General features: G+C 73.4%; 9 protein-coding genes. 3 read left to right on the forward strand and 6 right to left on the reverse strand.

All coding sequences use genetic code 11. The annotated features are described in order from the left end of the window. Nucleotides 1-266: 266 nt before the first annotated feature. Nucleotides 267-2045 (forward strand): phosphatidylglycerol lysyltransferase domain-containing protein, encoded by a 1779-nt coding sequence (locus tag I6A60_RS38950; RefSeq protein ID WP_307874096.1) that lies wholly within the window; start codon nt 267-269, stop codon nt 2043-2045. Between the two features lie 54 nt (nt 2046-2099). Here the strand turns inward: I6A60_RS38950 and I6A60_RS38955 are convergent, their stop codons facing one another. From I6A60_RS38955 to I6A60_RS38970, 4 genes are all read right to left on the reverse strand, one after another. Continuing rightward, nucleotides 2100-3209, reverse strand: a complete 1110-nt coding sequence (locus tag I6A60_RS38955) for a lysylphosphatidylglycerol synthase transmembrane domain-containing protein (protein WP_203021354.1) — start codon at nt 3207-3209, stop codon at nt 2100-2102. Between the two features lie 91 nt (nt 3210-3300). Further along, on the reverse strand, nt 3301-5289 hold the full coding sequence (gene dxs, locus I6A60_RS38960) for a 1-deoxy-D-xylulose-5-phosphate synthase (RefSeq protein WP_203021355.1): 1989 nt from the start codon (nt 5287-5289) through the stop codon (nt 3301-3303). Nucleotides 5290-5671: 382 nt separating this feature from the next. After that, on the reverse strand, nt 5672-7162 hold the full coding sequence (locus I6A60_RS42490; RefSeq protein ID WP_203021356.1) for a class I SAM-dependent RNA methyltransferase: 1491 nt from the start codon (nt 7160-7162) through the stop codon (nt 5672-5674). Between the two features lie 6 nt (nt 7163-7168). Continuing rightward, nucleotides 7169-9286 carry an APC family permease gene (locus I6A60_RS38970; protein ID WP_203055848.1) on the reverse strand — a complete coding sequence of 706 codons (2118 nt, stop codon included), beginning with the start codon at nt 9284-9286 and terminating at the stop codon, nt 7169-7171. Nucleotides 9287-9440: 154 nt separating this feature from the next. Here I6A60_RS38970 and I6A60_RS38975 point away from each other — a divergent pair, with 154 nt between their 5' ends. Further along, entirely contained in the window at nt 9441-10106 is a 666-nt protein-coding gene (locus I6A60_RS38975; protein WP_203011926.1) for a TrkA family potassium uptake protein, read from the forward strand. A 121-nt stretch (nt 10107-10227) separates the two neighbouring features. Continuing rightward, nucleotides 10228-10929, forward strand: coding sequence for a TrkA family potassium uptake protein (locus I6A60_RS38980; RefSeq protein WP_203011924.1), 702 nt, complete (start codon nt 10228-10230; stop codon nt 10927-10929). A gap of 28 nt (nt 10930-10957) precedes the next feature. On the opposite strand, the gene I6A60_RS38985 is transcribed toward I6A60_RS38980, so the two are convergent. Together I6A60_RS38985 and I6A60_RS38990 are read right to left on the reverse strand one after the other, a co-directional pair. Next, nucleotides 10958-11764 carry a DUF3159 domain-containing protein gene (locus tag I6A60_RS38985; RefSeq protein ID WP_203011923.1) on the reverse strand — a complete coding sequence of 269 codons (807 nt, stop codon included), beginning with the start codon at nt 11762-11764 and terminating at the stop codon, nt 10958-10960. 179 nt (nt 11765-11943) lie between these two features. After that, the gene (locus tag I6A60_RS38990) at nt 11944-12324 is read right to left on the reverse strand and encodes an OB-fold nucleic acid binding domain-containing protein (RefSeq protein WP_203011922.1); all 381 of its coding nucleotides are present in this window, start codon (nt 12322-12324) and stop codon (nt 11944-11946) included. Nucleotides 12325-12598: the final 274 nt, after the last annotated feature.

A 12598-nucleotide genomic window follows, 5' to 3' on the forward strand; every position in this document is an offset into this window, starting at 1 on the left:
GGGGCCCGGGGGGGGGGCCCCCCCCCCCCCGGGGGGGCCCCCGGGGGGGGGGGGGCCGGGGGGGGCCCCCCCCCCCCCCCGGCGCCCCGCGGCCCGGCGGGGCCGCGCGAGCGGGACGGCTCGAAGGAGGTCGACGCCACATTCCTGGATGGTTCGCCGACCGGATTCCGGGGCGCCCTCGGAGCAGCGGCGCGGACTCCGGCAGGACGCCGCCGGAGGGCTGGCGGCGGGGTGCGACGCCGCGGATAGCCGCCCTGCTCGCCTACGTGATCGGTCTGCTCGACATCCTGTCGGCGGTCACGCCGCCCGGGCATGGCCGGGTGGTCGAGCTGCGCAGCGTCCTGCCCGGCTACATCCCGGAGCACGCGCGGACGCTGACGGTGCTCGTCGGCGTCCTGCTGATCCTGCTCGCGCACGGCCTGGCCCGCCGCAAGCGGCGCGCCTGGCAGCTCGTGCTCACGCTGACCGCCGCGAGCACCGTGCTGCATGTGCTCAAGGGCCTCGACTACGACGACGCGATCGGCTCGGCCGTCTTCGCCCTGTGGCTGATGTACCGCCATCGGGACTTCCACGCCGAGCCGGACCCGTCCAGCCGGTGGCACGCGCTCGGCGCGCTGATCGCGCTGTTCACGATGTCGCTGCTGATCGGGATCGCGATGCTGCGGATCGGCTGGGCCCGGCACCTGATCGGCCACTACCCGCTGTCCGAACAGCTTGAGCACGTGGTTCTGGGGCTCGTCGGGGCGCACGGCCCGGTGAACATCCCGTCGCCGCGGGCCGACCGCGTGATCAGCCGGACGCTCGCCGGGATGGGGCTGCTGACCGCGGCGGTGCCGACCTGGATGGCGCTGCGCCCGGCGCACCCGTTCCCGCGGCACAACTGCGACGACGAGGCGGGGCTCATCGGGCTGCTGGCCCGGCACGGAAGTGACGACTCGCTCGGCTGGTTCGCGCTGCGCCGCGACAAGGCGGTGATCTGGTCGCCGTCCGGGAAGTCCGCGATCGCCTACCGGGTCCTGTCCGGGGTGATGCTCGCCAGCGGCGACCCGATCGGCGACCGGGAGGCGTGGCCCGGCGCGATCACCGAGTTCCTGCGCGTCGCCGCCAGCCACGCGTGGGTCCCGGCCGTGATCGGCTGCTCGGCGCACGGCGGGACGGCCTGGACCAGGTCCGGCCTGACCGCGCTGGAGCTCGGCGACGAGGCCGTGCTGTCGGTGGAGGACTTCAGCCTCGAGGGCCGGCCGATGCGTGGCGTCCGCCAGGCGGTGGCCCGGGCCGAACGAGCCGGCTACACCACGACCGCCCGGCGGCTGAAGGACGTGCCGGCGGCCGAGCTGGCCGCGCTGCGCCGGGCGGCCCGGGCCTGGCGCGGCTCCGAGCCGGAGCGGGGCTTCTCGATGGCCCTCGGCCGTTTCTCCGAGGACCCCGCGGACCCGACAGTCCCGGGCCAGGTCGCCCCGTGGGCCGCGGAATGCGTTCTGGTCACCGCCGCGAGCCGGCCCGAGCCGGTGGACGGCCCCGGGCCCGAGCCAGCCTCCGGGAACAAGCCATGCCAGGCGTCGCCCACGCCACAAGCCTCCGGCGGGTCTGGCGTCAGCGAGCCGCGCGGGATGCTGCTGTTCGTGCCCTGGGGCCGCGACGGGATGTCGCTCGACCTGATGCTGCGCGACCCGCGGGCCGACAACGGGGTGACGGAGCTGCTCATCGTCGCCGCCGTCCGGTCGGGCAAGGAGCTGGGCATCCGGCGGATCTCGCTGAACTTCGCCGCCTTCCGCCAACTGCTGGAGCACGGCGGCCGACTCGGCGCCGGCCCGGTGGCACGCGGCACCAAATGGCTACTGGTCTTCATGTCGCGCTGGTTCCAGATCGAGAGCCTCTACCGGTTCAACACCCGGTTCAGGCCCGGCTGGGAGCCTCGTTACATCTGTTTCCCGGCCAACCGTGACCTGCCCAGGGTCGCCGTCGCGATGGCGGAGGCCGAGGCCTTCCTCACCAAGCCCTGGCGCCGTTCCAAGGGGCCGCAGCAGGCGCCGGACGACGAGTAGCCGGGGCCCCCTCCCGGGCGGTCAGCCCGCCCGGGAGCCGGTTCGGCGGGTCCGTCAGCGACGGCTGGCGAGGCGGTGCCGGGCGACCTGCGCCGCGGCGGGCTCCGGCTGATCGGTACCGTCCGGCAGCGGCCCTCGCCCGGCGCCCCGGGGCCGCAGGGCGACGCCCACACCGGCCCAGACGAGGTCGGCGACGGTCGCCAGCACGCGGGCGACAACAGCGACCACCAGAGCCGCCTCGTGGGTCAGCGCCGGGGCCAGCGCCAGCAGCAGCACGCCGTCCCGCACTCCGGCGCCGGCCGGTAGCACCAGGACGAGGAAGCCCGCCGTCCAGGCCAGGGCGTAGCCGCCGACGGACAGGGCCAGCAGGCGAGGTCCTCCGACCGCCGGGGCCAGGTCGCGGGCCAGCATGAAGGTCGCGACGCCGTAGCAGCCGAAGCTGACGAGCAGCCACCCGGCGCCGGCGAGCACGGCCCGCGTCGTGAGCGGGTCGGGCAGCGGCGGGCGGCGCAGCAGCCGGAAGGCGACCGCGAGCAGCCGGCTCAGCACCGGTGGCGCGAGCACGACCGCGAACACGGGCACCGCGACGAACGTCCACCAGTAGTGGGTGAGCGCATCCCGGGAGACGAAGGGAAGAGTCACGGCGGCCGCCAGGCCGCCGCAGGGGACGGCGAGGGCGAGCACGATCAGGCTCGCAGCGCCCGAGCGCGGCCGGGACACCCCGTAGTCGCGGGACAGCTCCATCTGCGCGAGCACCGGCCACACGCTGCCGGGGATGTACTTCCCGACCTGCCCGACGAAGAAGATCCTCGTCGCGGCCCGCACCGGCAGGCGGGCGCCCAGGCCGGCCAGCACGGCCCGCCACGACAGCACGGTCAGCCCGACGGCGACCACGGTCGCCACGGCCGACCCCATGACGCCGGCGACGCTGAGCCGGCGGATCGACGTCGACACGTCGTGCCAGCCGCGCACGAGCGCGACGATCAGCAGCACACCGGCCAGCAGCAGGGCTCCACGCACCACCCAGGCCAGCGCTCCGCCCCGGCGGGCGCGCCCAGGCCCGGTCTCCCCCGGCTGCGCCGCCGGCCCGGACTGCGCCGTCCCCTCGGGCCCCGCGGGACGATCGGTCTGCGCCGCCGGGGTCGGGGTCGGGTTGGAGTCCACCGGGCAAGCCTAGAAGCCGGTCCGGCCGCGCGGCTCAGGCGGGTGGCCTGAGCAGCGCGGCCGGGACCGATCCGGTCGTGCTACGTGCTGACTACTCCGAGGCACCCCGCTGCCGCGGCGAGCCCTTGGCGGCCTTCACGGCGTTCGGCTCGGTCGCCGGCGCCGGGACGGTCGCGCCCGGGTCCTCCGCGAGCGCGGGCTGGCGACGGGCGACCGCCTCGACGACCTTGCGGGCCAGGTCCTGCGGGGCGAGGCCGACGTCGGCGAGCACCTCGTCGCGCTTGCCCTGGTCGAGGAAGCGCTGGGCGATACCGAAGTCGCGCAGCGGGACGTCCACGTCGGCGTCACGCAGCGCCTGCGCGATCGCGGCACCGACGCCGCCCACCCGGCCGTTGTCCTCGACCGTTACGACCAGGTCGTGGTCGCGGGCCAACTCGACGATCTCGGCCGGCACCGGCTTGACCCAGCGCGGGTCGACGACGGTGATCCCGATGCCCTGGCTGGCCACCCGGCGGGCGACCTCCAGGCAGGTGGTGCCCATCGCGCCGATCGAGACGAGCAGCACCTCACGGTGACGCGCGACCGCCGGCTCGCGGAACAGCACGTCCACCGGGCCGACCGTGTCGATCGCCGGGATCTCGGCGCCGACGGAGCCCTTGGGGAAGCGAATGACGTTGGGCCGTTCGGTCTCGGCGACCGCCTCGCGCAGCAGGGCGCGCAGCGTCACCTCGTCACGCGGCGCGGCGATCGCGAGGTCCGGAACGACCTGCATGATCGACATGTCCCACATGCCGTTGTGCGACGCCCCGTCCTCGCCGGTGACCCCGGCGCGGTCCAGGACGAACGTGACCGGCTGGCGGTGCAGCGCGACGTCCATCAGGACCTGGTCGAACGCCCGGTTCAGGAAGGTCGCGTAGATACAGACGACCGGCTTGAGGCCGCCCATCGCGAGGCCCGCGGCCGAGGTGGTCGCGTGCTGCTCGGCGATGCCGACGTCGAAGACCCGGTCCGGGAAGGCCTTGGCGAACGCGTGCAGGCCCACCGGCTGGAGCATCGCGGCGGTCATCGTGACGACGTCGGGCCGCTCCGCGCCGATCCGGACGATCTCGTCGGAGAAGACGCTCGTCCAGGCCTGGCCCTTCTTGGCGGCCGTCGACTTCCCGGTCTTGGGGTCGATGACGCCGACCGAGTGGAACTGGTCGGCCTCGTCCTGCTCGGCGGCCGGGTAGCCGAAGCCCTTGCGGGTGACGGCGTGGACGATGACCGGGCGGTGGTAGTCCTTCGCCCGGCGCAGCGCCTGCTCCATCGCGGCCGGGTCGTGCCCGTCGACCGGGCCGACGTACTTCAGGCCGAGGTCCTCGAACATGCCCTGCGGCTGGACGACGTCCTTGATACCGCGCTTGATGCCGTGCAGCGCGTCGAACAGCGGAGCCCCGACCAGAGGGGTGCGGCCGAGGACCTGCTTGACGACGTCGAGCACCTGCTCGTACTCGGGCGCCAGTCGCAGCGCCGCCAGGTGGTCGGCGAGGCCGCCGATCGTCGGCGCGTAGGAGCGGCCGTTGTCGTTCACGATGATCACGACGCGGCGGTCGCCGGCGGCGATGTTGTTGATCGCCTCCCAGCACATGCCGCCGGTCAGGGCGCCGTCACCGACGACTGCGACGACGTGCCGGTCCTCGCCGCGCAGGGCGTACGCGCGGGAGAGGCCGTCGGCGTAGGAAAGCGCGGTCGAGGCGTGCGAGTTCTCGATGATGTCGTGCTCGGACTCGCTCTGGCTCGGGTAGCCGGACATGCCGCCGCGCTGGCGCAGCTTGTCGAACGCGCCTGTGCGTCCCGTCAGCATCTTGTGCACATAGGACTGATGACCGGTGTCCCAGAGGATGCGGTCAAAAGGCGAGTCGAATACCCGATGAATTGCCAACGTCAGCTCGACCGCGCCCAAATTCGGACCGAGGTGGCCGCCTGTGCGCGCAACCGCGTGGATCAGGAAATCACGGATCTCCGCGGCCAGAGCGGGCAGCTCCTCGGGGTCGAGGCGTTTGACGTCCTGTGGGCTGTTGATCGTCGACAACAACGTCACGGCGTGCACTCCCTCCCCCGACTGGGGTTCGGTCCCGGGGTCCGGGAAAGCCTAGCCTGACCAGATGACGGCCATGGGACCGGCACCCGACATGTGAGATCGACACACTCGCGGGTCAATTTCCACCGCTGGCGCTAGAATCCACACTCCGCCGCGGCGACTTCTCGTCGGTGCGCCGGTACTCATCTGAACCTACCGCCGTTCGGCCGCCACGCCATGTCGGTCAAGCGACTACCCCTCGAAGCCAAACGGCGCCCACGACTGCCGGCCGCGCGCATCAAGCCACCCACCTTGGTGGCAGTGATCGCCGTTTGAGCCCTCCGGTGGTTGTGATCCGGGCATTTCTACGTCCACCGCAGGGCCAAACTGGCGATCACCGCGGTCAGGAGGCCGGCACCAGCCGGGCGACGCACTCGATGTGGGCCGTCATCGGGAAGAGGTCGAACGCCCGGACGTCGCTGACCCGGTAGCCGCAGGACACCGCGACGGCGAGGTCCCGGCCGAGCGCGACCGGGTCGCACGCCACGTAGGCCACCGCGCGCGGGCGCAGCCCCAGCAGCGCGGTGAGCACGTCGACGCCGGCACCGGCGCGCGGCGGGTCGAGCACCGCCACGTCGATCGCGCGGCCACCGTCGACTCCCGCGCCGCCCGCAGGGCCACCCGGGCCGGTCCTGCCCGCAGGGCCACCCGGGCCGGTCCTGCCCGCCAGGCCACCCGGGCCGGTCCTGCCCGCCAGGCCTACAGCGCCCTGGACGGTCTTGGCGGTCACCCGGACCGGGCGGACGGAGACCCAGGGCAGGTCGGCCATGCTCCGCGCCGCCGAGGCGACGGCGGCGGCATCGGACTCCAGCGCGATCACCTGGCCGTCCGGGCCGACACCCTCGGCGAGGAACGCGGCGAACAGCCCGGCGCCGGAGTAGAGGTCCAGGGCGCGCTCGCCCGGCTGGGGCTCCAACGCGGCCAGCACCGCGTCGACGAGGGTCCCCGCAGCCGCTGGGTGCACCTGCCAGAAGGCGCCCGCGTCGACCTGGAACTCCCGGCCACGCACCCGTTCGACGAGCTCCTGGTCCGCGGCCCCGTCCGCCGCCGCCCGCTGGCTCGCCGCAGGCCCGCGGCCGGTGGGCCGGGCGAGCGCCCGCCCCGAGCTGACGCTCGCGGCGACCTCGACGGCCTCGGCGTCGGCGAAGCGCTTCCCGGCCACGGCCGCCACGACGAGCGGGTGGGCGATCCGGCAGTCGGGCGTCGCCAGCACCTCGTGGGAGCGGTGCGCCCGCAGGCCGACCTCGCCCGCCGGCGTGACGGCGAAGCGCATCCGGGTGCGCCAGCCCAGCCCGTCCCCCAGCCCGGGACCTGGCAGCGGCTCGACGGCGATCGCCAGGCCGGTGGCCTCGGTCTGGTCCTTCTCGTCTTCGCCGACGACGTGGGCGCTCAGGCCGCCCTGGCGGCGCAGGGCCTCGGCGACGACCTGGGCCTTCAGCCGGCGCTGCGCGGCCAGGGTGGCGTGCTGCCAGTCGCAGCCGCCGCAGCCGCCCAGGGCCGCCTGACCGGCCGCACCCGACGCGCGGCGCGGCCCGGCGTGGGGGCAAGGTGGCGCCACCCGGTCGGGCGAGGGCTCCAGGATCTCGACGGCGTCCGCCCGCCAGTAGCGGTCGTGCGAACGGTCGGTGACCCGGGCGCGCACCCGCTCCCCTGGCAGCGCGTGCCGGACGAACACGACCCGGCCCTCGGCGCGCGCCACGCAGGACCCGCCGTGGGCTACCCGGCCCACCTCGAGCTCGACGAGCCTCTCCCGTTCGGCTGGCACGGACCCGCCCTCGCGGGCGGCCCGCCTGCCTGCCGCGCCGCCGCCGGAGCCGGCTGAGTCGTCGGCCACCGCCGGCTAGCCCTTCGGCTCGTCGCCCTGGCCAGAGGCGACGGGCGGTGGGGCGGGCGGTGGGGTGCCGGCGGGGCCGTTGGGCGTCGGCGCGGCCCCGGCCGGCCCGGCTGGCAGGCCGACGCCCACGGCCACCGAGCTGCGCGGGCCGGCCCAGCCACCGCGAACCGCTCCGGCGCCCTCACGCTCCGGCCGGTCGCCGGCCCGGTTCGAGGACTCCAGCTGCCAGGGCACGCTCGTCACCATGACACCCGGCTGGAAGAGCAGCCTGGCCTTCAGCCGCAACGCGCTCTGGTTGTGCAGCAGGTGCTCCCACCAGTGGCCGACGACGTACTCGGGCAGGAAGACCGCCACGACGTCGCGCGGGCTCTCCCGGCGGATCTGGGCGACGTACTTGAGCACCGGGCCGCTGATCTCCCGGTAGGGCGAGGCCAGCGTCACGAGGTCGATGCTGATGCCGCGCTCGTGCCATTCGTCGCGCAGCCGCTCGGCGTCGGCCTGGTCGACCGCCGCGGTCAGCGCGACCAGGCTGAACGGCCGGGTCGCCTTGGCGTAGGCGAGCGCCCGCAGGGCCGGCTTGTGAATCTTGCTGACCAGGACGACGGCGTGCACCCGGGACGGCAGCAGCGGCGCGCCGGGCTCGGCCCGCAGCTCCGTGGCGACCCGGTCGTAGTGGCGGCGGATGAACTTCATCAACAGGAAGATCAACGGCATCGCGATGACCACGATGAAGGCGCCGTGCACGAACTTGGTCGCCAGCACCAGGATCAGCACCAGGCCGGTCATGCAGCCGCCGAAGAAGTTGATCGTCTGGCGGCGGCGGATGACGCGGCGGCCCGGCTGGGTGGCCGCCTCGCCCTGCTGGGACCGCAGGATGCGCTGCCAGTGGCGGACCATGCCGGTCTGGCTGAGGGTGAACGAGACGAACACGCCGACGATGTAGAGCTGGATCAGCCGGGTCGTCTCCGCCTTGAAGACGACGACCAGCAGGGTGGCGAAGCCGGCCAGCAGCAGGATCCCGTTGGAGTACGCCAGCCGGTCGCCGCGGGTGTGCAGCTGGCGCGGCAGGTAGCCGTCGCGGGCGAGGATCGAGCCGAGCACCGGGAAGCCGTTGAACGCGGTGTTCGCGGCCAACACGAGGATCAGCGCGGTCACGGTGGCGATGTAGACGAACCCGATCGAGCCGTGCCCGAACACGCTCGCCGCGACCTGGGCGATGACGGTCGGCTGGTCGCCGTGCGCGCCGATCAGCTTGCTCGGGTCCGAAGCGACCCGCACATGGCTGACCATCGCGAGCAACGTGACGCCGCCGAACATCAGCGCCGCGATGACACCCATCAGGAGCAGCGTGGTCGCCGCGTTCTTGCTCTTGGGCTTGCGGAACGCCGGCACGCCATTGCTGATCGCCTCGACGCCGGTGAGCGCCGTGCAGCCGGAGGAGAACGCTCGCAGCGCGAGGAAGGCAAGTGCTACACCTGAGTAGTGACCAGAGGCGGCGACGTGGTACGAAGCGCTCTCGGCCCGCGGCGTGTGGCCGAGCAGAATCTTCACCACACCAATGGCGATCATTACGAAGATGCCGAGGATGAAGCCGTAGGTCGGGATCGAGAACGCCGTCCCGGACTCGCGCACCCCGCGCAGGTTCATCATGGTCAGCAGCACGATCAGCACGACCGCGATCAGCACCCGGTGCGGCGCGAAGCTGGTGACCGCCGAGGTCAGGTTCGCGACACCGGCCGAGACGGACACCGCGACCGTCAGCACGTAGTCGACCAGCAGGGCGCTCGCGACCGTGAGGCCGGCGGAGTCGCCCAGGTTGGTCGTCGCCACCTCGTAGTCGCCGCCACCGCTCGGGTAGGCGTGCACGTTCTGCCGATAGCTCGCGACGACCGTCAGCATCAGGAGGACGACGACGAGGGCGATCCACGGCGTGAAGTGGTAGAACGCCAGGCCGCCAAGGGAAAGGACCAGCAGGATTTCCTCGGTCGCGTACGAGACCGAGGAGAGCGCGTCGCTGGCGAAGACGGGTAGCGCGACCCGCTTCGGCAACAGCGTCTCGCCCAACTGGCTGTTGTCGAGGGGGCGGCCGACAAAACCGCGCTTCAGCCAGTCCGTGAGCGCCACGCGCAGATGGTATCGACGCCCCCGCGGCCACCCATCAGCATGTGAGCTGCGCCATAGCCCGACGGTGCACAGAGCGTGGGATATCCGACCTCGCCCGGTTACCGCACCGCTGAACGTCGACCCGTGACCCCCGGCGCGGCTACGCTCTCGCCCCATGCACGTCGTGATCCTCGGCTGCGGCCGGGTCGGGTCGGCGCTCGCGCTCCAGGTGGAGCGGCACGGGCACAGCGTCGCCGTCATCGACCAGGACCCCCGGGCCTTCCACCGGCTGCCAGCGTCGTTCGCCGGCGTCAAGGTCACCGGCGTCGGCTTTGACCGCGACACCCTGGTCGAGGCCGGGATCGAGCGGGCTGACGCCTTCGCCTCGGTGTCGAGCGGGGACAACTCCAACATCATCTCGGCCCGGGTCGCCCGGGAGATGTTCGGCGTCCAGCGGGTGGTCGCCCGGATCTACGACCCGCGCCGGGCCGAGGTGTACGAGCGCCTCGGCATCCCGACCGTCGCCACCGTGCGCTGGACGCGGGACCAGATCCTCACCCGGCTGCTGCCCGACGCGGTCACCCCGGAGTGGACCCACCAGGGCGGCCAGGTCGTGATGACCCAGGTCATCCCGAGCAAGGGGTGGATCGGCCGGCTGGTGAAGGAGATCGAGCTGGAGGCCGGGGTGCGGGTCGCCTGCGTGACCAGGTACGGCGACGGCCTCGTACCGGAGGCCCGCACGATGGTGCAGGACGGCGACATCCTGCACATCGTGGCCACCCGCAAGCGGGCCGCCGAGGCCGACGCGATCGTGCGCGCCGACCCGAAGCCCGGCGCCTAGTGGCGACCATGCTCGTGGTGGCGAGGCTGGTGGTGGACACTGCCTCGGCGCGCTCGATCGATCTTCACGGCGGCATTCGCGGCGGCAGAGAACTTCGCGGTAGCAGAGGGGACGTGCTCCGTTGACTCGTCAGTTGGTGACCATCGCCGGCGCCGGCAAGGTCGGGCGGTCGATCGCGGCCGAGCTGCTCGAGAACGGCACCGACGTGCTGCTGATCGAGCGCGACGCGGCCAAGATCCGGCCGACGGCGCTACCGAAGGCCCGCTGGCTGCAGGCCGACGCGTGCGAGCTGGCCTCGCTGGAGTCCGCCGGCCTTGGCGACTGCGCGGTGATGGTCGCCGCGACCGGTGACGACAAGGTCAACCTGGTCGTGTCGCTGCTGGCCAAGACCGAGTTCGGGGTGCCGCGGGTCGTGGCCCGGGTGAACCATCCCAAGAACGAGTGGCTGTTCACCGAGAGCTGGGGCGTCGACGTCGCGGTCTCCGCGCCGCGGATGCTCACGGCGCTCGTCGAGGAGGCCGTCAGCGTCGGCGACCTGGTCCGCCTGATGAAGTTCCGCCAGTCGGACGCGTCGCTGGTCGAGCTCACGCTGCCCGCGGACTCGCCGGTGGTCGGCAAGGCGATCGGCTCGGTGACGCTGCCGCAGGACTGCGCGCTGGTCATGATCCTGCGCGGCGGCCAGGCCGTCGTCCCGTCGCCGGACAGCACGTTCGAGCCCGGCGACGAGGTGCTCGCCATCGCGGTCACCAGCGAGGCGGAGGTGGCGCTCGGCGCGCTGCTAGGCGCCTCGTCTGCGGCCGCCACGACGGGCGACGAGCTGTAGCGGCTCGCGCCAGGGAGGCCGGTCGGCGCTACTCGTCGACGCTGTCCGTCCGCGCCGGCTGACCGGCCGGGGCGGCCTCGTCCGACGGCCCGTCCTCGGGCGGGGCGAACCGGGCGGCCGGGGCCATCCTGCGCACGATCGCAAGCGTCGCCAGCACCGCGAGGCCGAACAGCGGCAGCCCTAGCGCCAGGTTCGCCGCCTCCAGCCAGCCGGTCTCACCGGCCCAGTACAGGCTGCCCTGCACGCCGAAGCGCAGGACGTAGACGACGATCCAGACGCCGGTCGCCCAGTTGGCGGCCCGCATCGTGTCGCGGTGGTCCCGCCAGCCCGCGTAGCGCTGGTCGAAGCCGGCCATCACGTAGCCGGCCAGCGGCCGGCGCAGCGCCAGCGAGGCGACCCCGACGACGATCGCGACCGCGTTCTTCAGGATGCTCGGCAGGAAGTAGCCCTTGGTCGACTTCGTCCGCGACGCGACGAAGCCGGCCACCGCCACGGCGAACAGCCCGGATACCGCCTGCTGCTTGGGCTCGCGGCGGACCAGTCGCAGGACGAAGATCGCCACCGCGACCACGGCCGCGGCGATGATCCCGGACAGCAGCCCGGCGGCACTGTTGACCAGGACGAAGGCGATCGTCGGCATCGTGCTGTCGACGATGCCGCGCGGGCCGCCGATCGAATCGGCCAGCGAGATCTTGAACTCGGCCCGCTCGTCGTCATCGCCCGGTCGGCGCGGCTCGGGCCGCTGGCCGGACGGGTCGTCGGCGGGCGGCCGGGAACCGGGCTCGGCGGCGAAGACGTCGGGCTCTTCGGCCCCCCGCGGGGTAGAGGCTGGCATCAGGCTGATGGATCCACTCTCCCGGGCTGGCGTCGGCTGTCGCCAGTATGCCCGCACCCGCCGGGCAGGGGCCTGTCCCCCGCCGGTTCACGGTCACCGGCGGCAGGACAGCCCGGCCCGGTCCAGGGCACACCCGGACCAGCCGGGCGGGAGACGGCCCGCCGGGGCGGACCGCCGCGTCAGTGGCTCGGCGCCGGCAGGAGCTCGTAGCGGGGGTTGAAGATGGTCGTGCGCCGGTCGTCCCGGTTGACCCGGCCGGACGCCTTCAGCGAGCGGCCGGCGTCGAGGCCTGGGATCTGCCGGCGGCCGAGGAACACCAGCGTGACGCAGCCGCTGCCGTCGTAGACCTCGATCTCGAGGTTGGGCGCACCGGACTGGTTGCGTACCGTGACCGAGCGGATGGTGCCCGCCACGCACGCCTCGTCGTGGTCCCGGCAGCCGCCGATCGGCACCGCCCCCTCGGCGGCGGCGGCCCGCCGCAGATCCTCCGCCTGCAGCTCGTCGTCATCAGCCGCGAGCCGGTGAACCACCCTGCCCCACCAGCCTGTTCGCTCAGCCACGGCTCCTCCGATCTGACCCGCCAGCACGGGATCGGGCCTCTCGCCGAGTCAGCGACATCGGTCTGAAACACCCGTGTACGGGAGTCTGCCCCGTGGAGGGGGGTCGGGCCGTGTGTTTTGTGACCCTGATCTCGGTCCACCCAGGAACACCACGGAGCGCGGTAGGGGGGGGGGGGGGGCGGGGGCGCCCCCCCCCCCGCGACGGCACCGCTCCAGCGTGTCCTCGGCGAGAGCCCGCGCCGCCTGGTGATCCCTGTCTCCGTAGCGAGCCAGC

Source organism: Frankia sp. AgB1.9, from assembly GCF_016786355.1.
In the GTDB taxonomy this organism is placed as follows: Bacteria; Actinomycetota; Actinomycetes; order Frankiales; family Frankiaceae; genus Pseudofrankia.

Bases quoted from the DNA above. Each gene is read 5' to 3' on its own strand.
- I6A60_RS38985 (WP_203011923.1), bottom strand. From the start codon at position 11,764: ATGCCAGCCTCTACCCCGCGGGGGGCCGAAGAGCCCGACGTCTTCGCC.
- I6A60_RS38975 (WP_203011926.1), top strand. From the start codon at position 9,441: ATGCACGTCGTGATCCTCGGCTGCGGCCGGGTCGGGTCGGCGCTCGCG.